We start from the raw sequence: 26,065 nt of genomic DNA, 5'->3' as shown, positions 1-26,065 counted from the left end.
CGCGTAGCTGACCCTGCCCTTGCCTGCAACCATCGGCCGCGCCCGCTGGCAGAGCTGTGATTTGACCTTCGCCCCCTGAACACCCACAAGCTCGCGCCAGACGCGTTGCTTCGCCTGCCGGGAATCCTGGCAGGCGGCCTTGAAAGGATGACGAGATGGCTTTCCCGATCCTGACCAGCCTGGCGCGCGCCTGCCTGCGGCCTGCCGCCGTCGCGCTCGGCCTCTGGCTCGCGGCCTCCGCCGCGCCGGCCATGGCGCAGGGCCAGCCGCTTTCGCCCGAGCAGCGCAAGGCGGTGACGGACCTGATCCGCGAGACGATCCTGAAGAATCCCGAGATCATCCAGGACGCGCTGATCGAGCTGGAGCGCCGGAACACCGTCGCCCAGGCCGATGCCCAGCGCAACGCGGTCGCCGCCGAGAAGGCTCGGATCACCGATCCCGCGACCTCGGTCATCATCGGCAATCCCGAGGGCGACATCACCCTCGTCGAGTTCATGGATTACAATTGCGGCTTCTGCAAAAGGGCGATGGAGGACGTGACCGCCCTCTCCAAGGCCGATCCGAAGCTGCGGGTCGTGCTCAAGGACTTCCCGATCCTCGGGCCTGATTCGGTGGAGGCCAGCCGCGTCGCCGTCGCCGTGAAGAACCAGCTCCAGGGCCCGAAATATTTCGAGTTTCACAACAAGCTGATGGGCGTGAAGGGCAAGGTCAATGCCGCCAAGGCGCTCGACATCGCCAAGGAAGCTGGCGCCGACATCGCGCAGGTGAAGAAGGACATCGAGGCCCCCGCCACCAAGGCCGCGATCGAGGACACCGTCGCGCTCGGTGACCGCCTCGGCCTCACCGGCACGCCCGCCTTCATCGTCGGCGACGAAATCGTCTTCGGCGCGGTAGGCCAAGCCGCCCTCAAGGCGAAGATCGATTCCGTGCGCCGCTGCGGCAAGACCGACTGCGCCGGCTGATAGGCCGTTTCAACACGATCGAACGGGCCGGCAGGGAGCTTCAGGCTTCCCCTGCCGGCCCGCAACGTTTATGAGGGCGGCTCCTGCCGCCCGCGCGCGGTGCCGGAATCAACGCCCTCGATGGTCGCCGTCCACGTCCTGAATGGACATTTCCCCCGATCTGCACGCCCCGCGCGGGTTGGTGACGGAGGGCGGGCGGCGAAGGCCATCTGAACCTGAATGAGCGGGCTCGCGGCGCTTGCCGAGGCCCATCCGAATATTCGAAGAAGACGGTGACATCCGCCATGGCGACAAAGAGCCCGATCGACCCCGAACTTGTCCGCGAGCTCGCCGAGCTGCTGAACCAGACCGATCTCACCGAGATCGAGGTCGAGAAGGGCGACCTGCGCGTCCGCGTTGCCCGCAATATCTCGACGACCGTCCAGGTTCCTGCCGCCGCGCCGATGATGGCGATGCCGGCTCCGGTCACTGCCACTGCTGCCGCCCCGACAGAGGCCAAGCCGACCGCCGCCCATCCCGGCGCCGTGCCCTCCCCGATGGTCGGCACCGCCTATCGCCGCCCCTCGCCCGATGCCAAGCCTTTCGTCGAGATCGGCAGCGTCGTGAAGCAGGGTGAGCGCATCCTGCTCGTCGAGGCGATGAAGACGTTCAACGACATCGTCGCGCCCCGCGCCGGCAAGGTAACGGCCATCCTGGTCGAGGACGGCCAGCCGGTGGAATACGGCGAACCGCTGCTGGTGATCGAGTGAGCGCGGCGCCTCGCGCCGTCGGGTCCGATTTGGGTTTCAAGATGTTCGACAAGATCCTGATCGCCAACCGTGGAGAGATCGCGCTGCGCGTGCTGCGCGCCGCCAAGGAGCTCGGCATCGCGACCGTCGCGGTGCATTCCACGGCCGACGCCAACGCCATGCATGTGCGCCTGGCCGACGAGAGCGTCTGCATCGGCCCGCCGCCGGCCCGCGAGAGCTATCTCAACATCCCCGCCCTGATCGCCGCCTGCGAGATCACCGGCGCCGATGCGGTCCATCCCGGCTACGGCTTCCTCTCCGAGAACGCCCGCTTCGCCGACATCCTCGACCGGCACAACATCGCCTTCATCGGCCCCAAGGCCGAGCATATCCGCTCGATGGGCGACAAGATCGAAGCCAAGCGCACCGCCAAACGCCTTGGCATCCCCTGCGTGCCGGGCTCCGAGGGCGGCGTCAGCGACGAAGCCGAGGCCCTGAAGATCATCCGGGAGATCGGCTTCCCGGTCATCATCAAGGCGGCCTCCGGCGGCGGCGGCAAGGGCATGAAGGTCGTGCGGAACGAGGAGGAACTCCCCGTCCTGCTCGCCACGGCCCGCAGCGAAGCCAAGGCCAATTTCGGCGACGACGCGGTCTATATCGAGAAATATCTCGAAAAGCCGCGCCATATCGAGATCCAGGTGCTCGGAGATGGTCGCGGCCACGCGATCCATCTCGGCGAGCGCGACTGCTCGCTGCAGCGTCGCCACCAGAAGGTCTGGGAGGAAGGCCCCTCGCCCGCTCTCAATGCCGGCGAGCGCGACCGGATCGGCGAGATCTGCGCCAAGGCGATGTGCGAGTTGCAGTATCGCGGCGCCGGCACGATCGAGTTTCTCTACGAGGACGGCGAGTTCTACTTCATCGAGATGAACACCCGCATCCAGGTCGAACATCCGGTCACCGAGATGATCACCGGGATCGACCTCGTCAACGAGCAGATCCGCATTGCCGCGGGCGCGCCGCTTTCGCTCAAGCAATCCGACATCGTCATCGAGGGCCATGCCATCGAGTGCCGGGTCAATGCCGAGCATCCGTCCACCTTCCGGCCCTCACCCGGCAAGATCGCCTCGTTCCATACGCCTGGCGGCCTCGGCGTGCGCGTCGATTCCGCCGCCTATCAGGGCTACACGATCCCGCCGCATTACGACTCGCTCGTCGGCAAGCTGATCGTCCACGGCCGCAACCGCGACGAATGCCTGATGCGCCTGCGCCGCTCGCTCGACGAGTTCGTCGTCGACGGCGTCGACACGACGCTGCCGCTGTTCCGCACGCTGGTGCGCAACCCGGACATCCTCAACGGCGACTACAACATCCACTGGCTCGAGAAATTCCTCGCCGCCGGCGGAATGGGCGAGCCGGAAGCCTGAGGCTTTGGGCAGTTCCCGACATGAGAAAGCCCCTCGCGACGCGAGGGGCTTTTTTCTTGCCCGCTGCCCAGAGGCGAGCGGACCAGGCTCAGATCGTCTCCAGCAAGCCCTTCATCAATGCCTGCCGTTGCGCGATCGAGGAGATCAGTCCGTATTCCTGCAAGGTATGCGCACCGTCGCCATCGATGCCGAGCCCATCGAGAGTGGGAACGCCGAGTGCGGCGGTGAAATTGCCGTCCGAGCCGCCGCCGGTCATCGGGCAATCCTGCAGGTCGAAACCGACATCGACCGCAACCTTGCGTGCCAGCTCGAACAGCTCCGCGACCGCCGCCGATTTCTCATAGGGCGGCCTGTTCATGCCGCCGGTGATGCGCAACTGGACGTCCGGATCATGCGGCTTCAGGCTGAGGATGCGGTTCTCCATCATCGTGCCGTCGGCGAGCGTGGTCACGCGGCAATCGACGCTGAACCAGGCATGCTGCGGGATGACATTCGCTGCCGTGCCACCGCCAACCAGCGCCACGCTGGTGGTGATCCCGCGCGCATAATCGGTCATGCCCTCGATCGCGAGGATCTGGTGCGCCGCCTCGCGAATCGCGCTGCGTCCGTCAGCGTGTTTCGAGCCGGCATGGGCCGGCCGGCCTTCGAGCCGGACATCGAAACGGCCGACGCCCTTGCGAGCCGTCACGATCTTGCCACCCTGCCGCGCCGGCTCGGTGACGAGCACCGCCTTCGATCCGCGCCCGATCTCCTCGATCAGCGCCCGGCTGGTCGGCGAGCCGATCTCCTCGTCCGGCGTGAACAGGAAGGTCATCGGCCGCTTGGCCGAGCCCGCTGCAGCTACCTGCTTGAAGGCCTGCAAAGCGAGCCAGGCGCCGCCCTTCATGTCGTAGACGCCGGGGCCATAGAGCCGGTCGCCCTCGATCCGCACCGGCAGTTCCTTGGCGCTGGTGCCGACCGGGTGAACAGTGTCGAGATGCGACATCACGGCTACGCCCGGCTGGCCATTGTCGAGGCCTGCACGCAGCAGGACCATGTCGCCGAGCCCGTCGCGCCCCGGAATGCGCTCGGCCGCGATCGGCAGCCCTGCGACCTCCTTCTGAACGAGGTCCATCATGCCGTTGACCCCGGCGGGATGGCTGGTGGGACTTTCGAGCGCAACCCAGACGGAGAGCGCGGCGGCGGCTTCTTGCTGATTCATGCCGCGATGTTCTCCGAAGAAGCCCTTGCCGCGCAAGGCGGTTTTCATGCGCGGAACGCAGGCCGGAGGCGCAACCCAGTTTCTCGGTCATACAAGCCGGCGGGAGCGGCCGGTCGCATCTTCGGGGGAACACAGCGCCCGCACCGCGCAGCTTCGTCGCGCAGCAGAGAACTATCTCTCTGAGAGCTCAACAATGCCTCTTCCCGCCTCGGTCTCCATCTCCGCTTACCTCCCAAATCGGAAAGACCGAGCCCTATCCAGCGCAACTGGCGAGAGGAAGCGCTGGTTGGCGACATTTCTGTGAAGCGTTTTGCACCGAGGGTGAATTCTGCTCTTGCCAAGCCGGACCGCTTTGATTAGACCCCGGCTCACCAACGCGGCGCCGCACGAAAGCGCCCTGTCGTTGGGGGATCGTCTAACGGTAGGACCCCAGACTCTGACTCTGGTTGTCTAGGTTCGAATCCTAGTCCCCCAGCCACTTCCGCGTGGCTTTCCTCTCTTCTGAAGATCTGACCGCTGCGGTTGAAATTCATGCCCTGGCTGCCTCAGCCCTGAGCATGCCGCTGCGCGCAGCTTCCTCGCATATCACGACCTGCGCTGCGAGCGCTGCATCCGACGACGGCGACGATCGGTCCGTTTCCCGCGGAACGTCGCCTCAAGCGGCAAGTCGCGAGGAGCGCGTGTCGGTTTGGGCTATTCGTTCCGGCTCAACCGTGACCGTAATCGTCCATGCTCCCCTCACCCGGATCCAGGCCGTCGCGTGGATCGTGGCAACGGAGCCAGTCCCGCAAACGAACACCAGCTCCCTGGAGCTCTTTCTGCTGACGCAAGGCGACCTTGACCGCGCTGCGCCCGAACCGGTTCGGCGGCAACGAAAAAGCATCTGGCGGCGTGTCGCTTGCCAGCAGTTCCCTTACCACGCGCTTCGCCTCCACCAGTTCTGGAGCGCCGAAGCGGACCAGAAGATCCTCGAAACGGTCGAAGGCCAGGCGGTCGAACTGACGTCTCCGCCCCATCATGTCCTTCAGCGGGTGGGCGGGCACGAGATGGGCACAGGGCACATAACCCACAGGCATAGGCTCTGTCGCGGCATGGGTGCGGCCCGCCCGCAGCAATTGCGGCAGCACATGGGTATGCGGCCCCTCGGGAGATTTGCCGTCGGCCGGTGGAATCGGCTGATAAACCTCGCAGCGCCCGATCCGGGCGATGAAAACGCGATGCGGCCCGGCCACGACGATTGCCGGCATGGACGGGTTGCCGGGCTCGAACAGGGATCGGCCGGTGGCAGCACGCAGTACCTTGATCAGCGCAGGATCGTCCGTGCGGATGCAGATATCGGACTGGAGCGTGCCGAGCCCCATGTCGAACAGGATGGCGCCGCTGTCCTCAGGCCGCAACGCATCGCTGTCGGGGCCGAGTTCAGTCAGCGCGGCGCGCCGGTTCATCGCGCAGGAGGCTTCAGGCAGGCAGAGCGCCACGCGATGGCTCCAGGCCGTGCCCACCGCAGTTTCCGAGGCGGACAAGCGCAGGCCATCGAGCCTGGCGAAGCCGATGCCGCCGCGCACGGTTGCTGCCGAAAGGCGCCCCGGCTCGTCGACGATCGCGACCGGCTCTCCGGGGTCACGCATGAATTCGGCGATGGCACCGAAGGTGCCCAGATTCCATTGGCTGGTTTCGTCCAGGAGGTGCTCACGCAGGACGGCACGGATCGCTTCGCTATCGTTCATCGTCGTCGGTTCCGTCGGGTGCGGCCCGCCAGGGCAGAAGGAAAGGCTCGCCTTCGTGGCTGCCGCGGAGGGCCGTGATGCCGAAGACCGCCGCCAGTTGCGTGTCGTCGAGAACCTCGGCCGGTGTGCCCGCCGCGATCAAGCTGCCATGGTCCAGCAGGGCTAACCGATCGCAGAAGCGGGCGGCGAGTGTGAGATCATGCAGCACGACGACGACGCCGGCCCCGCGCCGGGCGGTGCGGCGCAGGAGCTCCATCACTTCAAGTTGGTGCAGCGGATCGAGCCCTGCCAATGGTTCATCGGCGAGGAGATAAGGCGCCTCGACAGCCAGGGCCCGCGCCAGCAGCACGCGCCGCTGCTCGCCGCCGGAGAGCGTCCCGAGCGTCCGGTCGGTCAGATCGGCGACGTCGCAAACCTGCAGCGCCCGCATGATCGCCGCCGCATCGTCAGGCTTCGCTCCGGCGAGAGGCCGTCGATGCGGCAGGCGCCCGAGCCCGACCACCGCCTCGACCGAGAGCGGCCAGGCCGCCTCCCCGCCCTGCGCGAGATAGGCGATGCGCCGGGCGAGCGCCGGGCGGCCGAGCGCGGCCGCGCTCTGCCCGTCATAGCGCAGCGTGCCCGCAGCCGGTCGGGCGAGACCGGCGAGGATGCGCAGCAATGTGGTCTTGCCGGCGCCGTTGGGGCCGATCAGCCCCAGGCACTCGCCGGGTCTCAGGTCGAGGTCGACATCCTGCAAGACAGTCTTGCTGCCGAACGCGATGGAGAGGTTGCGAGCCTCGATGGTCATCGCGCCTCCCGCCGCATGCGGTCGACGAGGCTGAACAGGAAGGGCGCGCCGATCAACGCCGTCACCACGCCGAGCTTGAGTTCCGGGCGGATAGGCGCCAGCCGGAGCGCCGTGTCGGCCAGCAGCACCAGGATGGCGCCGCCGAAGCCGCTGACCAGGAGCAATCGGCCGGGCCGGTTGCCCACCAGAGGCCGCAACAGATGCGGCACGACCAGGCCGACGAAACCGATCGCGCCCGCCACCGCCACCGCGCTGCCGACCGCAAGCGCCGTGCCGCCGATCAATCGCGCACGCAGCCAGGCCAGATCGACGCCGAGGCTGGCCGCCGTGTCCTCGCCCAGCGTCAGCGCATCGAGAGCCGGCGCGGTCGAGAGCAGCAGGCCCCAGCCGACCAGCATCAGCGGCAGGGCGAGCAGGACATGGTTGAGGCTGCGGTCGGCGAGCGATCCCATCAGCCAGAACACGATTTCCAGCGCGGCATAAGGGTTGGGCGCGAGGTTCAGCGCCAGCGCGGTCGCAGCCCCCGCAAAGCTGTTGAGCGCGACGCCGGCGAGAATCAGGGTCGCGGTGCCGGCGCCGCGCCCGAGCAGGATGAAAAGCAGCAGTGTCGCCAGAATGGCCCCCGCGATGCCGCCGAGCGGCAGGGCAAGCGCAAAGCTGGCGGAGAGTCCGGAATAGAAGGTCAGCACCGCCCCGAAGGCGGCGGCGCTGGAGACGCCGATGACGCCGGGCTCGGCCAGAGGATTGCGCAGCAATCCTTGCAGCGCCGCCCCCGAGAGACCGAGGCTGAAACCGACCAGCGCTCCGAGCATGGCGCGCGGCAAACGCAATTCCCACAGGACCAGCGCCGGCAGTGTCGGCCGCCCGGCAAGCAGGTCGCCAAAAGCCGTGCCGAGATCGAGCGACGCATAGCCGATGGCGACCGACAGCGCGAAGACGGCGAGCATCGCCAGCACGAGCAGCGCAACCAGCAGCGGCGGTGTTCGGAGCGCCGCCGCTTTCATCGGACGTCCCCGGCGGCCTTGGCCAGCAGGTCGACGGCATCGAGCACGCTGGGGCCGGCGCAGGTCCAGAGCCGCGATGGCAAAGCGATCAGCTTCAGCCGGGCGCCGAGCTTCACGATCAGCGGATGATGCAGAATCTCGTTGGCGAGCGAGGGCGGCCCGTCCGGCGTATCGTTGAGGATCAGCATCTGTGCACCGCCGAGCGCGACGGTCTCCAGCGCAATCTGGCCGTAGCTCTCGATTCCCAGGCTGGCGGCGATGTTGTCGAGGCCGGCCGTCGTCAGGATCTCGTCGACCAGCGAGCCCCGCCCGACGGTGAAGCCGTTGGGCCGCAGCACGATGGCTCGGGGATGTTCTATCGGCCGCTTAGCAGCGATCGCCGCCAGGCGCGCGTCGATTTCGGCGACCAGCCTGGTGCCCCGCTCCTCCTCGCCGATGAGCGCCGCCATCTCTGTGATCTGGGCGCGCATCTCGGCGATGTTGCGCGGCACGCCGAACTCGCGCACCGGAATGCCGGTGCGCTTCAGCAGGGCGGCCGTCGTTCGGGTGGTATAGGCGCCGGCGACGACGAGATCGGGCTTTGCGGCCAAGACCTCTTCCGCGAGGCCGTGATTGACCCCGACCGCCCGTGCCGCCTCCGCCATATTGGCGTTGCGCGGATCGCGCGACAGCCAGGTAACGGAGGCGATGCGGGCGCGATCGGCGAGACGCAGCACGAGCTCGTCCGTGCACAGGTTGAGCGAGACGATGCGCGCCGGCTTCGGCGCGGCCGAAACAGCCTGCGCCGGCAGCATCCCCGCCACGGTGCCGGCAAGCACCGCAGCGAAAATCAAGCCAGGCGTCCGGTGCCGTGCGCGAAACCGTCTCATCCGCCGAAGGCCACCCTGATACCACCAAAGGCGCCGAAGCCCGGCACGAGGAAGCCGACCGGATTCTCCCAGCGCTTGTCGAAGAGGTTATCGATCCGTCCGAAAACCGTCACCTTATCGGTCGCCTTGTATTCCGCGGCGAGGTTGACCAGCGTCGCCCCCTTGGCGTTCAGGCGGCGCACCGAGAAGTCGCGATTGCCGTCGACCCAGGAGCCCACATAGATCAGCGTCGTCGAGAGGCTGAGCTTCTCGATCGGCGTCCAGGTCGCGGTCAGGCTCGCCTTATGACGCGGCCGGCGCAGCAGCTCCTGCCGGGCGATCTCGTCCCTGGCGAGGGTGAAGGTATAGTCGCCGCGGATCCGGAACTGCGGCGAGATTTCCAGTGCCGCGAAGGCCTCGGCGCCCTTGGTCCGCGCCCTGCCGACATTCGCGTAGGAATCGCCCTTGGCGTTGGTGACGATCAGGTTGTCGATGTGGTTCTGGAACCAGGTCGCGCCGACCAGCAGGCGCCTGTCGAAAAGCGGCTGCTCGAAACCGAGATCCCAGCCGCGGCTTTGCTCCGGCTTGAGGTCGGGATTGCCGTGGAAATTGAAGCCGGGGCGATAGTCGACGAAGAGCTCGCTCAGGGTCGGCGCCTTGAAGCCGGTGCCGTAGCTCGCCTTCAGCCTGGTCTCCGTACCCGGCACGATCATCGCCGGCGCGACGCGCCAGGTGGTGTGGCCGCCATAGGCGTCGTCGACGTCATGGCGAGTGTTCGCCGCCAGGAAATAGCGGTCCTGGATATTGCCCTGGTACTCGATATAGCCCGCCTTGTTGCCGTTGGAGGCGACGAAGCTCGTCGTGTCCAACCGCTCGCGCTCATATTGCAGGCCCATGATGACGTTGTGACCCTTGGCAATCTCGAGATTGCCGCGCCAGTCGAGCTTGGTGCGCTCGCCGAGATACTCGGTCGGCAATCCAAGGAGCCCGGTCATCGCCGAAGGCGCCCGCGACGACCGATCCTGGTTGGAATAGGAGACGCCGAAGGTATTGACGAAACGGCCACCGAGCGGATCCCAGACAATCTCGCCGCGCGTAAAGGCCTGGGCATAGTTCTGGCTGGAGCGATAGGCGGTCGGGCGGCTCGGAAACCCGGCATCATAGGCCGACAGGAACTTGCCATCGGTATAGCGGCCGACCCAGTTGAGGCTGAGCGTATCGGAGAGCGCGACCCCGATCCGGCTGGAATAGGTATAGGAATCATAGGCGTAGGGCCGTACGCGCACGCCCCGCGGAATCAGGCCTGGCGGAACTGAATCGGTCGAGTCCGAGCGGTTATGGGCGACATTGAAGGCGTAGTTGAAGCGATCGTCGCCACCGCTGAAGCCGGCTGACTGATTGAAGGTGCCTTGCGAGCCGGCCTCGACGCGGGCCGTCACCTTCGGCGGGCCTTCGCCGCGCTTCGTGGTGATCGAGACCACACCACCGATCGCATTGGCGCCGTAGAGGCCGCTCTGAGGTCCACGCAAAACTTCGATGCGCTCGATATCGTCGGTCACCATCGAGCCGAAATCGAAGGCGCGGTTCGGCGTCGAGGCGTCATTGGCTTCGATGCCGTCGATCAGGACTTTGACGTGGTTCGAGTTGGTGCCACGTATGAAGACCGAGGTCTGGCCGCCCGGGCCGCCGATCTGGACGATGTTGAGCCCCGGCACGGCGGCCAGCGCCTGCGGCAGGGTGCGGCGCTGCTGTTGTTCGATCTCCTTGGCGGTGATCACTGTCACGGAGCTCGCGATCTCGCGCGCCGGGGTCGGCGTGCCCGTGGCGCTGACGACGATCTCATCGAGGGCCACGGTTGCGGGCGCGCTCTGAGCGAAAGCCGGGGCAGCAGCACCGGCGATGGCAAGGCAGGAAGCGGATAGCAGAAAGCGGCCGCGTCCGGCGGCCTGGAGGAAGACGTTCACGATGGAGACCTCGGGCGTTGACGTCAGTGGCACGTCACCGCGAACGCGATCTCCCATCAGCCGCGCGAAAGACGGCGAACAGTCGAATCAGCGATCGGCGCACCCCGGCCGAACGTGTCCGCGTGTGACCACGGCTGACGGCAGGTCTCCTGGCTCGCGGGTCTGTGCCTTTCACCGCCTTCCCAGGTCCGAGGCCCCAGTGGCGTGTGGCGAAAGGCTCGCCGCTTACAGTTGCGGGGGCAGCCGCGGCATGGGGTGGCAAGGCCACCCGCACCGCGTTCCCTTTTGATCCCGTGAGGGAACCGTCCCGACGACGATTACGGCGCGAATGAGGCAACGTCAACGGACTGGAGCTGCCCCTCCATCATTGCCCCGGTCCGGCGCGCTACCCCTTCTTCCCGAGATCGACCACCTTGATCGTCCCGCTTGGTTTGCGTGTGTCCGCCGTCTTGTCTTCAAGTTCGACGGGCTCCGAGTGATGTTTCTCGGCAGCCAGCCCTTCCGGGTCATCCGGCTCATAAGGCGCATGGGGGCCGGTCGGGTGCATCGAACGCGGGTTCGGACCAGCCCGATTCTCGCCCTCCTCCCCAGGCTGTCCCGGCCGTCGAGCGGTGTTGTAGGTCGCTGGGGCGTCCGTAGCCCGATTGTGAACCTTGGTCATCGGCGCGTCCTCCTGCGAGATGAACGGACACCGGCAGCCGGCAGTTCCAAGGCCCGTCATTCGCAGGCGCATTCCGGCATCGTGCAGGAACAGCGAGACGCCTACCCAGATCAATCAGCCGTCGTCGCCGCGCCCTGCACGAACACCTCAAGGCAAAGCCTGGCATGGCTGGCCCGGTCCTCCACCGTAAGTAGCCGGTCGCCGGGAAAGCGCTTGATCAGCACCGAGAAGACCATGTCCATCAGCATGCGGGCGAGTGCATCCGCAGGAAAGGCGCGAAGCCTGCCTCGTTCCTGCTGAACGGAGAGCCAGTCCTCAAGCAGGCGTCGCGCGGGTCCTGCCCCCTCCTGCTCGATCATCTCACCGATCTCGCTGAAGCGATCGGAATCGGCGAGCACCAGCCTGATGAAGGCCAGTCGGTCGCGATTGTCGATCTCGTCGATCTCGAGCCGGAAGATCGCAGCGAGCGCCTCGGCCAACGGCAGGTCCTCATCGGGGTCGCGCGGCAGCGCCAGCATCGAGCGCCGGTGATCGGCCACCATGACGCGGAACAGGTCGGTCTTGGCTGGGAACAGCTGATAGAGCGTGCGCTTCGAAACGCCGCAGCGCGCCGCGACCGCATCCATGGTCGTCCCGCCATAGCCGACATCGAGGAACAGATCGCGGGCGGATTGCACGATCCGCTGCCGCTCGGCTTCGTCGGAGCGTGTCTTGGGTCGTCCACGCCCGCGGCCCTGCTGCCCCGTCATCTCACTGATTTTACTGCTTGTCATGATCGCGTCCGTGCTCGCGCCGCATTCTTCGGTTTGACAGGCACAGAAATCAAGAGATAAGAAACTCGTTAGTTTCCAAAAAGAGAGATTGCATGCTGGCCGAGCGCGCCCCTTCGCCATCCCGCTACGCCTTGCCCGGCGCCCTCCTGCTCGCGGCGGCACTGGCCGGCTGCAATTCCGAGAAGGCGGCGCCTCCGCCGCAGCCGCAGCTCCAGGTCAGCGTCGTCTCGCTGCACCCGCAACCCGTCGCGATCACGGCAGAGCTGCCCGGCCGGGTCTCCGCGAACCTGATCGCCGAGATTCGCCCGCAGGTCAGTGGCATCATCAAGTCCCGGCTGTTCCGCGAGGGCAGCGAGGTCAAGGCCGGCGAGGTGCTCTACGAGATCGATCCGGCGCCCTATCAGGCTGCTCTCGACAGCGCCGTCGCCGCCCAGCGCAAGGCCGAGGCCGCCGCCGTCAACGCCCAGGTCCGGGCCGACCGTTATCGCGAACTCCTTTTGCGCAATGCCGGCAGCAAACAGGATGCCGATGACGCCGCTGCCACGCTCAACCAGGCCCAGGCGGACGTCGCAGCCGCCAAGGCCAGCGTCGAGACTGCAAAGATCAACCTCGCCTATACCAAGGTCACCGCGCCGATCGACGGGCGCATCGACAAGTCGGCCCTGACCCAGGGCGCGCTCGTCACGGCGAACCAGGCGGCGATCCTGACCACGATCCGCAAGCTCGACCCGATCAATGTCGACGTCACCCAGTCCAGCACCAACCTGCTGAAGTTCCGCAATGATGTCGCCTCCGGCCGCTTGAAGTTCACCGGGCCCAATGTCGCGGTGAAGCTGAAGCTCGACACCGGCGACGCCTACCCCCAGTCCGGCAAGCTCGAATTCGCCGAGGCCAATATCGACGAGACCACCGGCACCTTCACGGTCCGGGCCGAATTCCCCAATCCGGAGCGGATCCTGCTGCCGGGGATGTTCGTCCGCGCCGTGATCCAGGAAGGCATCGCCGAGAACAATTTCCTGTTGCCGCAGCGTGCGGTCGGACGCAACACCAAGGGTGAGGCGACCGCGAAGTTCGTCTCGGCCGACGGCAAGGTCGAGGAACGCGTGCTGACCACACGCCGCAATATCGGCAACAACTGGCTGGTCGATAGCGGCGTCAAGGATGGCGAACGCGTCATCGTCGAAGGCGGGCAGCTCGTGCGCCCGGGCCAGACCGTGACGGTGAACGAGGTCAGCGTCGACGAGGCCACTGGCGAGCTCAAATCCGCCCATCGCCGGGCCGAGCTGCCGGCCGACGGCAACACGGCGAAGAACTGACGCCATGCTGTCACGCTTCTTCATCGAACGGCCGATCTTCGCGTGGGTCGTCGCCATCGTCATCATGCTGGCGGGCCTGCTCGCGCTGCGCACGCTGCCGATATCGCAATATCCCCAGATCGCCCCGACGACCGTCCAGATCAGCGCCAACTATCCCGGCGCCGACGCGCAGGCCGTCGAGAACTCGGTGACCAAGGTCATCGAGCAGGGCATGACCGGCGTCGACAACCTGCAATACATGACGGCGACCTCGACCTCGACCGGCAACGCGCAGATCACCCTGACCTTCAACAGCCAGGCCAATCCCGACGTCGCGCAGATGCAGGTGCAGAACAAGCTGCAGCTCGTCACCCGGCAATTGCCATCGGTAGTGCAGAGCACCGGCATCTCGGTCGCCAAGGCGTCCACCGGCTTCCTGATGGTCGCAGCCTTCGTCTCCAAGGACGGGCGGATGTCGACCACCGACCTCGCCGACTATGTCGACTCGACCCTCAACGACACGCTGAAGCGCGTCGAGGGTGTCGGCTCGACCCAGCTCTTCGGCGCCGGCTATGCGATGCGCATCTGGCTCGATCCCGACAAGCTGCGCAAATACGCGCTGATGCCGAGCGACATCGCCACCGCGATCGAGGCCCAGAACACGCAAGTTTCGGCCGGCCAGCTCGGCGGCCTGCCGCAGGTCGGCGGCCAGCAGCTCAACGCCACTGTGACCGCGCTGTCGCGGCTCCAGACGGTCCAGCAATTCGAGAACATCATCCTCAAGAGCGGCTCGTCGGGCTCGATCGTGCGCCTGAACGACGTCGCCCGCGTCGAGCTCGGCGCCAAGAGCTACGACACCTCCTCGCGCTATAATGGCCAGCCGACGACCGGCCTCGCCATCAGCCTCGCCACCGGTGCCAACGCGATCGACACCGCCAAGGCGGTGACCGCGACCATCGAGCGCCTGAAGCAGACCCTGCCGGAAGGCGTCGAGGTCACCTATCCCTACGACACCACGCCCTTCGTCACGCTCTCGATCGACAAGGTCGTGCACACGCTGTTCGAGGCGATCATCCTCGTCTTCATCGTGATGTTCGTCTTCCTGCAGAACCTGCGCGCGACCTTCATCCCGATGCTGGCGGTGCCCGTCGTGCTGCTCGGCACCTTCGGCGTGCTGGCACTCGCCGGCTATTCGATCAACACGCTGACGATGTTCGCGATGGTGCTGGCCATCGGCCTGCTCGTCGACGACGCGATCGTCGTGGTCGAGAATGTCGAACGCGTGATGCAGGAAGAGAAGCTCGGGCCGAAGGAAGCGACGATCAAGTCGATGGACGAGATCACCGGCGCGCTGGTCGGCATCGCCACCGTGCTTTCGGCCGTGTTCGTGCCGATGGCCTTCTTCGGCGGCTCGGTCGGCGTGATCTACCGGCAGTTTTCTGTGACGATCGTGACCGCGATGGCGCTCTCCGTCGTGGTCGCGCTGGTGCTCACCCCTGCCCTGTGCGCGACCTTGCTCAAGCCGGCCGGCGACCACGCTCACCGCAAGGGCTTCTTCGGCTGGTTCAACCGCAATTTCGAGCGCACTACCAACGGCTACCGCTCCGGCGTCGCCGGAATGATCGGCCGGCCTCTGCGCTTCCTGCTCGTCTTCCTGCTGATCAGCGGCGGCATGGCATGGCTCTTCGCCCGCATGCCCTCCTCCTTCCTCCCCGACGAGGACCAGGGCATCCTGCTCACCAGCGTGCAGTTGCCTGTTGGCGCGACGCAGGACCGGACGCTACGCGTGCTCGATCAGGTGCAGAAGCACTATCTCGAGAAGGAGAAGGACCTCGTCGAGGGCGTGCTCACCGTCGCCGGCTTCGGCTTCGGCGGCCAGGGGCAGAATGTCGGCCTTGCCTTCGTGCGCCTCAAGCCCTTCGCCGACCGCGTCGGCAAACAGGCGACGGCCCAGGCCATCGCGGCGCGTGCCATGGGGGCCTTCCGCTCGATCAAGGACGGCACGGTCTACGCGCTGGCTCCCCCGGCGATCCAGGGCTTCGGCAACACGGCAGGTTTCGACTTCTACCTGCAGGATATCGCAGGCGCCGGGCACACCCGCCTGATGGAGGTGCGTAACCAGCTTCTCGGGCTCGCAGCGCAAAGCAAGCAGCTCACGGGCACGCGCCCGAACGGCCAGGAGGACACCCCGCAATACGCCGTCGAGGTCGATCAGGAGAAGGCAAGCGCCCTCACCTTGCCGCTCGCCGCGATCAACAACACGCTGTCGACGGCCTGGGGCTCGGCCTATGTCAATGACTTCATCGACCGTGGCCGGGTGAAATCGGTCTATGTCCAGGCCGATGCGCCCTTCCGCATGCAGCCAAACGATATCGGGCGCTGGTATGTCCGCAATCAAGGCGGCGAGATGGTCCCGTTCTCGGCCTTCTCCAGCGGGCGCTGGACCTACGGCTCGCCGCGGCTCGAGCGCTATAACGGCGCGGCTGCCGTCGAGATCCAGGGCGCGGCTGCCGCGGGTGTCAGCTCCGGCGCGGCGATGGAGGAAATCGATAAGCTGATGACGCAGCTCCCGCCGGGCTTCGGCCATGAATGGACCGGCCTCTCCTTCCAGGAGAAGCTCTCGGGCAGCCAGGCGGTCGCGCTTTACGCGATCTCGATGCTGGTCGTCTTCCTCTGCCTCGCGGCGCTCTACGAGAGCTGGGCGATCCCCTTCGCGGTCATGCTCTCGGTGCCGATCGGCATCTTCGGCGCCCTGCTCGCGGCGACGCTCTTCGGCCAGACCAACGACGTCTATTTCAAGGTCGGCCTGCTCACCACGATCGGCCTCGCGGCCAAGAACGCGATCCTGATCGTCGAGTTCGCGATCGAGCAGGAAGCCAAGGGTAAGGGCCTCGTCGAGGCGACTTTGGAGGCGGCACGCCAGCGCCTGCGGCCGATCCTGATGACCTCGCTCGCCTTCGTGCTGGGCGTGACGCCTTTGGCCGTTGCCACGGGCGCTGGATCGGGAAGCCAGAACTCGATCGGCATCGGCGTGATGGGCGGCATGATCGCCGCGACCGTGATCGGCGTCTTCTTCGTGCCGCTGCTCTATGTCGGCGTCGTGCGCCTCGTCCGGCGCTGGCGCCGCACCGAGCCGGCCGCGGCAACCGCCGTTGAATGAATGACGGGGCGCCGCTGGCGACGGCTGCGCCCCGCTTTCGAAGGTGCTAGACTGCGGCGATGACTGAATTCCCCGACATCATCCGCTCGCCCCTGTCACAGACCTTCACCCATGACGGAGTCACCGTGCGGGTGGAGATCTACAAGATCGAAGGCACCGACGGCTGGACCCTCGAGCTCGTCGACGAGGAAGGCGGCTCGACCGTCTGGCAGGACGCCTTCGCCACCGATGCCGATGCCTTCGCCGAGTTCGCCGACGGGGTCGAGCAGCTCGGCCTCGATCGCCTGATCGACCCGGACGACGACGACCTCGCCACCGTCCACTGAGCGACGCGCAGCATCCATGCGCTATACCGACGAACTCGACGCGCTCCGTGCCGCCCGCGACGCGTTGCGCCATCGCATTGCTGAGCGCCTTGCGCTGGAAGCCGGCAGCCCGACTGAAGGCGCATTGCAGGAAGCCTGGCTAACAGCCGCCGACGAGGCGATTGAGGCATGGGAAAACGAGGGCGAGGAAGCGCAGGATTCGCGCGCCTTCCGCCCGATCGGCCCGTTGCAGGACATGCTGGCCGACCACGCCGCGCTCGTCGCGCGGATCGCCGAAACGCTCGACCGGCGCCTGTCTTAACTCAGCCCCAGCATCTGCCGCGCCAGCCCCGGATCGCCGCCGCCGGCGAAATCGTCGAAGGCCGTTTCCGTCACGCGGATGATGTGATCGGCGATGAAGCGGGCGCCCTCGCGCGCGCCGTCCTCGGGGTGCTTCAGCGCGCATTCCCATTCCAGCACGGCCCAGCCGTCGAAGCCGTATTGCGCGAGCTTCGAGAAGATCGCCTTGAAATCGACCTGCCCGTCGCCGAGCGAGCGGAAGCGCCCGGCTCTTCCGATCCAGGGCGAGAAGCCGGAATAGACGCCCTGCCGGCCATCGGGCCGGAACTCGGCATCCTTCACATGGAAGGCGCTGATGCGCTCGTGATAGATATCGATGAAGGCGAGATAGTCGAGCTGCTGCAGCAGGAAATGCGAGGGATCGTAATTGATCCGGCAGCGCCTGTGCCCGCCGAGCCGGTCGAGGAAGAGTTCGAAGGTCGCACCATCGAAGACATCCTCGCCCGGATGGATCTCGAATCCGACATCGACACCCTCCTCCTCATAAATATCGAGGATCGGCCGCCAGCGCCGCGCAAGCTCCCCGAAGGCCTCATCGACGAGCCCGGCCGGCCGCTGCGGCCAGGGGTAGAGGAAAGGCCAGGCCAGCGCGCCGGTGAAGCTGACCGAGCCGGACAGCCCGAGCCGCCGCGAGGCCTTGGCGGCAAGCTTCATCTGCTCGACCGCCCAGGCCTGCCTCTCCTTCGGCTTGCCGCGCAATTCCGCCGGGGCAAAGATGTCGAAAGCCGCGTCATAGGCTGAGTGAACCGCGACGAGCTGGCCTTGCAGATGAGTCGAAAGCTCGGTGATCGCGATGCCGTGCTCACGCGCGACGCCGGTGATCTCGTCGCAGTAATCCTGAGAAGCTGCCGCCTTTTCCAGATCGAAGAAGCGCCTGTCGCCGCTGGGCAACTGCACGCCGCGATAACCGAGGCCAGCGGCCCAGGCTGTGATGCCGGACCAGCTGTCGAACGGCGCCTTGTCGCCGGCGAACTGGGCAAGAAAGATCGCAGGGCCCTGCATCGTCGCCGGCATCGGCTATTCCTCCATCGTTGCGCACAGCTTCGCCCAAGGATCGGCCGGGCGTCCAGATCGCGGGCGCCCGATCTCCGTCTCGCTTTCAATTTAACTTCTGCCTGAATTAGGCTGAAGTTCGGTCTTGAGCACTTTCGAGACCGTCCCATAGCCTGCATTGCAACGGCCGCCAAAAGGCCGAGCGGGAAACGACAGGAGGCTGCGATCGCCCTGCCCTGGCACAGGCTGAGCCCGGATGAGCTCGCGCTGCTCGAGGCCACTTTCTGGTCCGGGGGCGCCGCCCGCCATGCGCTCGCCGATGCCTTGCAGTTCTCGCGCAGCAAGACCAATGCGATCGCCGCCGGGTTGATCGAGGAAGGCCTGCTCGACGAGGCCGGCGTCCAGCATTCCACAGGCGGCCGGCGTCCCGAAACCCTCTGCGTCCATCGTCGCATCGGCGTGCTCGTCGGCGTCGACATCGGCGCGACCAGCCTCGATATCGCGCTGCTCCGCCCCGATCTCGGCATCATCGCCCGCCATGCGCAGGAGGCCGATGTCCAGGCCGGCCCCGGCCCGATCATGGCCCGCCTGCGCACCCTCCTGCCGGCGATGCTGGCCCAGAACGGTATCGCGCCGGACCGCGTCTTGGCCGTCGGCATCGGCGTGCCCGGCCCGGTGAATTTCGCCGCCGGCCAGCTCGTCAATCCGCCGCTGATGCCGGGCTGGGACAGCTATGCCATCCGCGAGGACCTGCGCGAGATCACCGACGCGCCGATCTTCGTCGACAACGACGTGAACCTGATGGCGCTCGGCGTGCTCTGGCGCCAGCGCAAGCAGATCGAAAACTTCCTCGTCATCAAGGTCGGTACCGGCATCGGCTGCGGCATCGTCTGCCATGGCGAGCTCTATCGCGGCTCCACTGGCTCGGCCGGCGATATCGGCCATATCTGCGCCGATCCCGAAGGCCCGCTCTGCCGCTGCGGCAATCGCGGCTGCGTCGAGGCCATGGCCGCCGCGCCTGCTATCGTCGCGATGGGAATGGAGGCCGCGCAATCCGGGCTCAGCCCCGCCCTGGTGGAGCGCCTCGCGGCGAAAGGCCAGCTCGAAGCAGCCGATATCGGCGCCGCCAGCCGGGCCGGCGATGCCGAGGCCGATGCGATCGTGCGCCGCTCCGGCCGATTGATCGGGCAGGTGCTGGCGGCGCTCGTCAACTTCTACAACCCCTCTCATATCTTCATCGGCGGCGGCGTCTCGGCGATCGGCCCGATGTTCCTCGCCGCGATCCGCCAGAGCGTGAACCAGCGCTCGCTCGCCCTTTCGACGCGCCATCTCGAAATCACCTCCGCCCCACTCGGCCCCGAGACCGGACTGATCGGCGCCGGCGTGCTCGCCATGCGCGAGGCGTTGCGCAGCGGAGGCCCGGCATGAGCCAGACCGTAGGCCTCACCATCACCTTCGATGGCATCGTCAAGCGCTTCGGCCCGGTCGAGGTACTGCATGGCGTCTCCTTCGACCTCGAACCCGGCAAGGTCTACGGGGTGCTCGGCGAGAACGGCGCCGGCAAATCGACGCTGATGAAGATCCTCTCGGGCTACGAGCAGCCGAGCGAGGGCCGCGTCCTGATCGACGGCGAGCCAATTGCCTTCGCCGGCTCGCGCGCGGCCGAGGCCAAGGGCATCGTCCTGATTCACCAGGAATTCAACCTGGCCGAGGATCTGACCATCGCCGGCAACATCTTCCTCGGCCATGAGCACCGCAAGGGCTGGCTGCTCGACGAGGAAGCCATGCGCCGTGAAGCCGAGGCCGCGCTCGCGCAGGTCGGGTTGGCTCGGGCGTCGGACACGCCGGTGCGCCGGCTGATTGTCGCCGAGAAGCAGCTCGTCGAGATCGCCAAGGCCTTGTCGCGAAAAGCGCGCCTGCTGATCATGGACGAGCCGACCGCGACGCTGACGCCCTCCGAGGCCGGAAGGCTCTTCGCCCTCATCGAGCGAATGCGGGCCGAGGGCATCACCGTCGTCTACATCTCGCACAAGCTCGACGAGGTCGAACGCATCACCGACGAGGTCATCGTCATGCGCGACGGCCGCTTCGTTGGCCGCGCTCCGACCGCCTCGCTCACCCGCCACGCGATGGCGACGATGATGGTCGGGCGCGAGATCGCCGACCTCTTTCCGGAGAAGATTTTCGCTGATCCAGCTCTGCCGCCGGCCTTGTCGGTCAAGGATTTCTCCGTGCCGGGCTGGGCTAGCGACATCTCGTTCGCGGTGCGGTCGGGGGAGATTCTGGGGTTCGCCGGGCTGGTCGGCGCCGGGCGCACCGAGCTGTTCGAGGGCATTCTCGGCTTGCGGCCAGCCAGCGGCACGATCAAGCGTGACGGCAAGGCCGTCCAGCTCCGTTCACCGCGCGACGCCACCCGCCACGGACTCGCCTATCTGAGCGAGGACCGTAAGGGCAAAGGCCTGCATGTCGACTTCCCGCTACGCCCCAACCTGACGCTGATGGCGCTTGAGCGTTATGCCAGGCCGCTGCTCGACCACGCGGCCGAGCAGCGAGCGCTGGAAGCAGCGGTCACCGAATTTGGCATCCGTGCGGGCTCGCTCGGCATGAAGGCGGCCTCGCTCTCGGGCGGCAACCAGCAGAAGCTCGCGCTCGCCAAGGTGTTGCACCCCGCGCCGCGAGTGCTGGTGCTCGACGAGCCGACACGCGGCGTCGATGTGGGCGCCAAGCGCGAGATCTACTTCCTGATCCAGAAGCTCGCGGCCCAGGGCCTCGCCCTGATCGTCATCTCCTCGGAACTGATCGAGCTGATCGGCCTCGCCCATCGCGTGGCGGTGATGCGCGAGGGCCGGCTCGTCGCCTCGGTCGAGGGCGACGAGATGACCGAAGCGACGATGATCGCCCATGCCACGGGGACCCGCCATGTCGCAGCCTGAAGCCGTTCAGCGTACCAAAGGCCGCGCCCGCGAGGCAACCACGCCGCTTGGCGATCGCATCGCCGCCTTCGGACCCATCATCGGCCTCGTGCTGCTCTGCGCGGCGGGCGCGGTGCTCAACGGCGATTTCGCCACGCTCGACAACGCGCTGAACGTGCTCACTCGCACGGCCTTCATCGGCATCATCGCCGTCGGCATGTGCTTCGTCATCATCCTCGGCGGCATCGACCTCTCGGTCGGCTCGATGGCAGCGCTGATCGCGGGCTGCGTCATCCTCTTCATCAACTGGGCGGCCGGCGTCTTCGGCTCGCCAATCATGGCGGTGATCGGCGGGGCCGCGCTGGCAGTCGTGCTCGGCGGCGTCTTCGGCCTGCTGCACGGCATCCTGATTGCGAAGGGGCGGATCGAGCCCTTCATCGTCACCTTAGGAACGCTCGGCATCTACCGGGCATACCTCACCTATTTCGCCGATGGCGGGGCGCTGACGCTCGACAACGCGTTGGCCGATCTCTACGCGCCGGTCTATTACGGCAGCGTCCTCGGCGTGCCGATCCCGGTCTGGGTCTTCCTGCTGGTCGCGCTGCTCGGCGCGCTGATCCTGAACCGCACGATCTTCGGCCGGCATGTCCAGGCGATCGGCTCGAACGAAACCGTGGCGCGCTATGCCGCCGTCGATGTCGAGCGCGTCAAGATTCTCACCTATATGCTGCTCGGCCTCTGTGTGGGCGTTGCCACGCTGCTCTACGTGCCGCGTCTGGGCTCGGCCTCGCCGACGACCGGCCTGCTCTGGGAGCTCGAAGCCATCGCCGCGGTCATCGTCGGCGGGGCGGCGCTGAAAGGTGGCCATGGCAGCATCACCGGCACGGTCATCGGCGCGATCCTGCTCTCGGTGATCAGCAACATCCTCAACCTGACGAGCCTGATCAGCGTCTATCTCAACGCTGCCGTGCAGGGCTTCGTCATCATCACCGTCGCGTTTTTGCAGAAAGGCCGCCGCTAGAGCCGGATCCGATCAGGCCATCCTGGCCTGATCGGTGAATCCGTCTCTCGCTCAGAAAGAGAGAACGCGTGATCCGATCCGATTGCGCAGCAATCTGATCGGCGCGTGCTCTAGGCGGTCCACCAGGGAGAGAAGCGATGTCCAAGCAGACCAGACGCAGCCTCATGCTCGCCACCGCCGCGGGCCTCGCCTTCGCAGCGACGAGCGCCGCGGCCGAACCCGTCAATCTCGGTGTCTCCATTCCCGCCGCGACGCACAGCTTCATGGGCGGCATCAACTACTGGGCGAACCAGGCGAAGAAGGATCTCGAGGCCAAGCACAAGGACCTCAAGATCACCATCCGCACCGCCGCCAACGCGACCGAGCAGGCCAACCAGCTCCAGGACCTGAGCGCGGTCACCAAGATCAACGCGCTCGTCGTCTTCCCCTTCGAATCGGCGGCGCTGACCCGGCCGGTCGCCAATGTGAAGGCCAAGGGCGCCTATGTGACGGTCGTTGACCGCGGCCTGACCGACACCTCGGCGCAGGATGCCTATGTCGCCGGCGACAACACCGCCTTCGGCAAGATCCCGGCCGAGTACATCGCCAAGACGCTGAACGGCAAAGGCAATGTCGTAGCGCTCCGCGGCATTCCGACCACGCTCGACAACGAGCGCATGGACGCGTTCAGCGGCGTGCTGAAGGGCCATCCCGATATCAAGCTGCTCGATGCCAAATACGCCAACTGGAACCGCGACGACGCCTACAAGGTCACGCAGGACTTCCTGACGCGCTTCAAGGATATCGACGCCTTCTGGGCGGCCGATGACGACATGGCCTTCGGCGCGATCCGCGCCATCGACCAGGCCGGACGCAAGGATATCAAGGTAATTTTCGGCGGCGCCGGGGCCAAGGACATGATCAAGATCATCCTCGATGGCAAGGACCCGCGCATCCAGGCCAATGTCAGCTATTCCCCGAAATTCATCTATGAATCGATCAAGCTGACGGCGGAAGCTCGCCTGAAAGGCGAGAAACTGCCGGCGACCACGATCATCCCCTCGGTGCTGATCGACAAGAGCAACGCCAAGGAGTTCTACCATCCCGACTCGCCGTTCTGAGCGGATAATACCCATCGGCCGCCGCTACGGCGGCGGCCGCATCTCCGAGAGCATCAGGTCACGCGATGAACGACGAACCCGCGCCCAAGCTGCGCTATGCCATGATCGGCGGCGGCCGCGATGCCTTCATCGGCGCCGTGCACCGCCATGCCATCGCGCTCGACGGGCAAGCGGAATTGGTCGCAGGCGCGCTCTCCTCGACCCCCGAGCGCGCCCGCGAATCCGGGCGTGCTCTTGGGCTGGCCGACGAGCATAATCACGCGAGCTGGCAGGCCTTGCTCGAAGCCGAGCTCGCCCGCTCGGCGGCGGAGCGCGTCGATCTCGTGGTCATCGTCACGCCGACCGACACGCATTTTCCGATCGCGCAGGCTTTTGCGGAAGCCGGCTTCCATGTCGTCTGCGACAAGCCGCTGACCCATACCGGCCAGCAGGCCACGACGCTGGTCGAGACGGTCGCCAAACGCGGCACGGTCTTCGGCGTTACCTACAACTACACCGGCTACCCGATGGTCCGGCAGGCGCGCGAGATGGTGCGCTCGGGCGCGCTCGGCCGCATCCGCAAGGTCGTGGTCGAGTATAATCAGGGCTGGCTCGCGACAGCGCTGGAGACGACCGGCAACAAGCAGGCGAGCTGGCGCACCGACCCGGCCCGCAGTGGTATCGCCGGCGCGCTCGGCGATATCGGCTCCCATGCCGAGAATCTCGTCTCGACCGTAACCGGACTTCAGATCGAGGAATTGGTCGCCGATCTTGGCGCCTTGGTGCCCGGCCGTGCGCTCGATGACGACACCAGCATGCTGCTGCGCTTCAAGGGCGGCGCGCGCGGCGTGCTCGTCGCCTCGCAGGTCAATGCCGGGCTGGAGAACGATCTGCGCCTGCGCGTCTCCGGCGAGAACGGCACGCTGGAATGGCGGCAAGAGGAGCCGAATCGGCTCGTCCATCACCGCCGCGAGGGGCCGACCGAGATTTTCACGCGCGCCTCGCCCTGGCTCTGCGAATCGGCGCGGCGCGCCGGCCGCATCCCGGCGGGACATCCCGAAGGCTTCATCGAGGCCTTCGCCAATATCTATCGCGGCGTCTTCGCCGATATCCGCACCCGCAAGGCCGGCACGACGGCCGATCCGCTCGACGCCGATTATCCGACGGTGAGCGACGGCGCGCGCGGCGTGCGCTTCATCGAATGCGCCGTGGCGTCCTCGGCTGAGCGGCGCTGGCTGCCCTTCTCAGGTTGAGCTCAGAGTCCGCCTGACGCTGTCGCGCCAGCCCGTGACCTTGCGCTTGCGCTCGCTCGCCGCCATGGCCGGCGAGAAGCGCCGCTCCAGCCGCCACATGTCGGCGAAGCGATCGGGTTCCGGCAGCAAGCCGGCGTCGAGCCCGGCGAGATAAGCCGCGCCCAAAGCCGTTGTCTCCAGCACGGTCGGCCGGTCGACCGGCAGGTCGAGGATGTCGGCGAGGCGCTGCATCGTCCAGTCGGAGGCGACCATGCCGCCATCGACCCGCAGCACCGATTGCTTGCCGGCGCCTGCATCGGGCCAGTCGGCCCGCATCGCCTCGACGAGGTCGAGCGTCTGGTAGCAGACGCTTTCCAGCGCAGCCCGTGCGAATTCGCGCGGGCCCGAATTGCGGGTCAGGCCGAACATCGCCCCGCGCGCATGTGCGTCCCAATGCGGCGCGCCCAAGCCCACGAAGGCCGGCACCAGATAGACATCCTGTTCGGGATCGGCGGCTTCCGCCAGCGGCCCGGTATCGCTCGCGGTCTCGATGATGCCGAGACCGTCGCGCAGCCATTGCACCGCTGCGCCGGCGATGAAGATCGAGCCCTCCAGCGCATAGATTCGCTTGCCGCCGAGCTGATAGGCGACGGTGCTGAGCAGGCGATGTTTCGAGCGAACCGGCGTGTCGCCGGTGTTCAGCAGCGCGAAGCAGCCGGTGCCATAGGTCGATTTGACCATGCCGGGCGAGAAACAGGCCTGCCCGATCGTCGCCGCCTGCTGGTCGCCGGCCATGCCGCGCACAGCGATAGAGGCGCCGAACAGCTCCGGCGCGGTATCGCCGAAATGCGCGGCGCAATCGCGCACCTGCGGCAACAGCGCGGCCGGGATGTCGAACAGGTCGAGCAGGTCCGAATCCCAGACGCCGCGGCTGATATCGAACAGCATGGTGCGCGCCGCGTTGGTCGCGTCGGTCGCATGCACGGACCCGCCGGTCAGGCGCCAGAGCAGGAAACAGTCGATCGTGCCGAAGGCGAGCTCGCCAGCTTCCGCCCGGCGCCGCGCTCCCGGCACGTTGTCGAGCAGCCAGGCGATCTTGGTGGCCGAGAAATAGGGATCGATGCGCAGGCCCGTCCGTTCGGCGACCAGCGCCTCATGGCCGGCCGCAACGAGATTCGCACAAGCCTTCGCCGTCCGCCGGTCCTGCCAGACGATGGCGCGGTGGATTGCCCGACCGGTCCGGCGGTCCCAGATCAGCGTCGTCTCGCGCTGGTTGGTGATGCCGATGCCGGCGATATCCTTGGCGCTCAGGCCGCCCTTGGCGATGGCCTCCCTTGCGGTCGCCAGCACGCTCTCCCAGATATCCTCCGGCTCGTGCTCGACCCAGCCCGAGGCCGGGAAATGCTGCGGAAACTCGCGCTGGGCACTGGCCACCACGCCAAGCGACGCATCGAACAGGATCGCCCGGGAGGAGGTCGTGCCCTGGTCGATGGCGAGAATATGTCTGGCGGCCATGTCGGTTCCCTGCCCGGTCTCTCAAGTCGGCGGAGACTGGCCGATCAGCCGGTCCTCGCGCAAGCGTGTAGCCACCCGGGTATCGAGCAAGCCTCCTGCCGGGCAAGGTTCTGC

22 protein-coding genes, 1 tRNA gene and 1 riboswitch are annotated in these 26,065 nt (G+C 66.7%); of the genes, 13 read left to right on the top strand and 10 right to left on the bottom strand.

The window, feature by feature from the left end; genetic code table 11:
* The first annotated feature begins 155 nt into the window (after positions 1–155).
* The 3 genes from Q0Q36_RS13955 (at position 156) to accC (ending at position 3,114) form a co-directional block, all read left to right on the top strand.
* Entirely contained in the window at positions 156–962 is an 807-nt protein-coding gene (locus tag Q0Q36_RS13955) for a DsbA family protein (protein WP_293798787.1), read from the top strand.
* A 284-nt stretch (positions 963–1,246) separates the two neighbouring features.
* Entirely contained in the window at positions 1,247–1,711 is a 465-nt protein-coding gene (gene accB, locus Q0Q36_RS13950; protein ID WP_293798786.1) for an acetyl-CoA carboxylase biotin carboxyl carrier protein, read from the top strand.
* A gap of 41 nt (positions 1,712–1,752) precedes the next feature.
* Positions 1,753–3,114 (top strand): acetyl-CoA carboxylase biotin carboxylase subunit, encoded by a 1,362-nt coding sequence (accC, locus tag Q0Q36_RS13945; RefSeq protein WP_293798785.1) that lies wholly within the window; start codon positions 1,753–1,755, stop codon positions 3,112–3,114.
* Positions 3,115–3,202: 88 nt separating this feature from the next.
* On the opposite strand, the gene Q0Q36_RS13940 is transcribed toward accC, so the two are convergent.
* Complete coding sequence (locus Q0Q36_RS13940) at positions 3,203–4,315, bottom strand: M20 family metallopeptidase (RefSeq protein ID WP_293798784.1); 1,113 nt, start codon at positions 4,313–4,315, stop codon at positions 3,203–3,205.
* A 404-nt stretch (positions 4,316–4,719) separates the two neighbouring features.
* Between Q0Q36_RS13940 and Q0Q36_RS13935 the strand changes: the two genes are divergently transcribed.
* Positions 4,720–4,793 (top strand) — tRNA-Gln (locus Q0Q36_RS13935).
* Positions 4,794–5,022: 229 nt separating this feature from the next.
* Here the strand turns inward: Q0Q36_RS13935 and Q0Q36_RS13930 are convergent.
* The 7 genes from Q0Q36_RS13930 to Q0Q36_RS13900 all read right to left on the bottom strand — a co-directional run bounded on the left by Q0Q36_RS13930 (position 5,023) and on the right by Q0Q36_RS13900 (position 12,199).
* A complete protein-coding gene (locus Q0Q36_RS13930; RefSeq protein WP_293798783.1) occupies positions 5,023–6,042 on the bottom strand; it encodes a hypothetical protein in 1,020 nt (339 codons plus the stop codon).
* Entirely contained in the window at positions 6,032–6,829 is a 798-nt protein-coding gene (locus Q0Q36_RS13925) for an ABC transporter ATP-binding protein (RefSeq protein ID WP_293798782.1), read from the bottom strand. Before Q0Q36_RS13925 ends, Q0Q36_RS13930 begins: the two co-directional genes overlap by 11 nt.
* Complete coding sequence (locus Q0Q36_RS13920; RefSeq protein WP_293798781.1) at positions 6,826–7,833, bottom strand: iron ABC transporter permease; 1,008 nt, start codon at positions 7,831–7,833, stop codon at positions 6,826–6,828. Before Q0Q36_RS13920 ends, Q0Q36_RS13925 begins: the two co-directional genes overlap by 4 nt.
* The gene (locus Q0Q36_RS13915; RefSeq protein WP_293798780.1) at positions 7,830–8,666 is read right to left on the bottom strand and encodes an ABC transporter substrate-binding protein; all 837 of its coding nucleotides are present in this window, start codon (positions 8,664–8,666) and stop codon (positions 7,830–7,832) included. The genes Q0Q36_RS13920 and Q0Q36_RS13915 overlap by 4 nt, the downstream gene beginning before the upstream one ends.
* Positions 8,667–8,698: 32 nt before the next feature.
* Positions 8,699–10,645, bottom strand: a complete 1,947-nt coding sequence (locus tag Q0Q36_RS13910; RefSeq protein ID WP_293798779.1) for a TonB-dependent siderophore receptor — start codon at positions 10,643–10,645, stop codon at positions 8,699–8,701.
* Positions 10,646–10,766: 121 nt separating this feature from the next.
* A riboswitch (cobalamin riboswitch) is annotated at positions 10,767–10,967 on the bottom strand.
* 63 nt (positions 10,968–11,030) lie between these two features.
* The gene (locus Q0Q36_RS13905; RefSeq protein ID WP_293798778.1) at positions 11,031–11,306 is read right to left on the bottom strand and encodes a hypothetical protein; all 276 of its coding nucleotides are present in this window, start codon (positions 11,304–11,306) and stop codon (positions 11,031–11,033) included.
* A gap of 110 nt (positions 11,307–11,416) precedes the next feature.
* Positions 11,417–12,199, bottom strand: a complete 783-nt coding sequence (locus tag Q0Q36_RS13900; RefSeq protein ID WP_293798777.1) for a TetR/AcrR family transcriptional regulator — start codon at positions 12,197–12,199, stop codon at positions 11,417–11,419.
* Here Q0Q36_RS13900 and Q0Q36_RS13895 point away from each other — a divergent pair.
* From Q0Q36_RS13895 to Q0Q36_RS13880, 4 genes are read left to right on the top strand one after another with little or no spacing between them, the layout of a single operon-like run.
* A complete protein-coding gene (locus Q0Q36_RS13895) occupies positions 12,172–13,395 on the top strand; it encodes an efflux RND transporter periplasmic adaptor subunit (RefSeq protein WP_293798776.1) in 1,224 nt (407 codons plus the stop codon). The two genes, Q0Q36_RS13900 and Q0Q36_RS13895, sit on opposite strands and share 28 nt — an antisense overlap.
* Before the next feature lie 7 nt (positions 13,396–13,402).
* Positions 13,403–16,534, top strand: coding sequence for an efflux RND transporter permease subunit (locus Q0Q36_RS13890; protein WP_293798807.1), 3,132 nt, complete (start codon positions 13,403–13,405; stop codon positions 16,532–16,534).
* A 59-nt stretch (positions 16,535–16,593) separates the two neighbouring features.
* Positions 16,594–16,860: a hypothetical protein gene (locus Q0Q36_RS13885; RefSeq protein WP_265059544.1), complete on the top strand. Its 267-nt coding sequence runs from the start codon at positions 16,594–16,596 to the stop codon at positions 16,858–16,860.
* 16 nt (positions 16,861–16,876) lie between these two features.
* A complete protein-coding gene (locus tag Q0Q36_RS13880) occupies positions 16,877–17,161 on the top strand; it encodes a hypothetical protein (RefSeq protein ID WP_293798775.1) in 285 nt (94 codons plus the stop codon).
* Here Q0Q36_RS13880 and Q0Q36_RS13875 read toward each other — a convergent pair.
* Positions 17,158–18,213 carry a sugar phosphate isomerase/epimerase gene (locus Q0Q36_RS13875; RefSeq protein WP_293798774.1) on the bottom strand — a complete coding sequence of 352 codons (1,056 nt, stop codon included), beginning with the start codon at positions 18,211–18,213 and terminating at the stop codon, positions 17,158–17,160. The two genes, Q0Q36_RS13880 and Q0Q36_RS13875, sit on opposite strands and share 4 nt — an antisense overlap.
* A 303-nt stretch (positions 18,214–18,516) precedes the next feature.
* Between Q0Q36_RS13875 and Q0Q36_RS13870 the strand changes: the two genes are divergently transcribed.
* From Q0Q36_RS13870 to Q0Q36_RS13850, 5 genes are all read left to right on the top strand, one after another.
* Entirely contained in the window at positions 18,517–19,620 is a 1,104-nt protein-coding gene (locus Q0Q36_RS13870) for an ROK family protein (RefSeq protein ID WP_293798773.1), read from the top strand.
* Complete coding sequence (locus Q0Q36_RS13865) at positions 19,617–21,125, top strand: sugar ABC transporter ATP-binding protein (protein WP_293798772.1); 1,509 nt, start codon at positions 19,617–19,619, stop codon at positions 21,123–21,125. Before Q0Q36_RS13870 ends, Q0Q36_RS13865 begins: the two co-directional genes overlap by 4 nt.
* Positions 21,112–22,125 (top strand): ABC transporter permease, encoded by a 1,014-nt coding sequence (locus Q0Q36_RS13860; RefSeq protein WP_293798771.1) that lies wholly within the window; start codon positions 21,112–21,114, stop codon positions 22,123–22,125. The genes Q0Q36_RS13865 and Q0Q36_RS13860 overlap by 14 nt, the downstream gene beginning before the upstream one ends.
* Positions 22,126–22,262: 137 nt before the next feature.
* Positions 22,263–23,225 carry a substrate-binding domain-containing protein gene (locus tag Q0Q36_RS13855; RefSeq protein ID WP_293798770.1) on the top strand — a complete coding sequence of 321 codons (963 nt, stop codon included), beginning with the start codon at positions 22,263–22,265 and terminating at the stop codon, positions 23,223–23,225.
* A gap of 65 nt (positions 23,226–23,290) precedes the next feature.
* Positions 23,291–24,457: a Gfo/Idh/MocA family oxidoreductase gene (locus tag Q0Q36_RS13850; RefSeq protein WP_293798769.1), complete on the top strand. Its 1,167-nt coding sequence runs from the start codon at positions 23,291–23,293 to the stop codon at positions 24,455–24,457.
* Here Q0Q36_RS13850 and glpK read toward each other — a convergent pair.
* Complete coding sequence (gene glpK / locus Q0Q36_RS13845) at positions 24,449–25,951, bottom strand: glycerol kinase GlpK (protein WP_293798768.1); 1,503 nt, start codon at positions 25,949–25,951, stop codon at positions 24,449–24,451. The two genes, Q0Q36_RS13850 and glpK, sit on opposite strands and share 9 nt — an antisense overlap.
* Between the last annotated feature and the right edge of the window lie 114 nt (positions 25,952–26,065).

Origin of the sequence: uncultured Allobosea sp. (assembly GCF_945957345.1) — a bacterium.
Taxonomy (GTDB): Bacteria; Pseudomonadota; Alphaproteobacteria; order Rhizobiales; family Beijerinckiaceae; genus Allobosea.
This window is presented reverse-complemented; position numbering and strand designations above follow the sequence as displayed.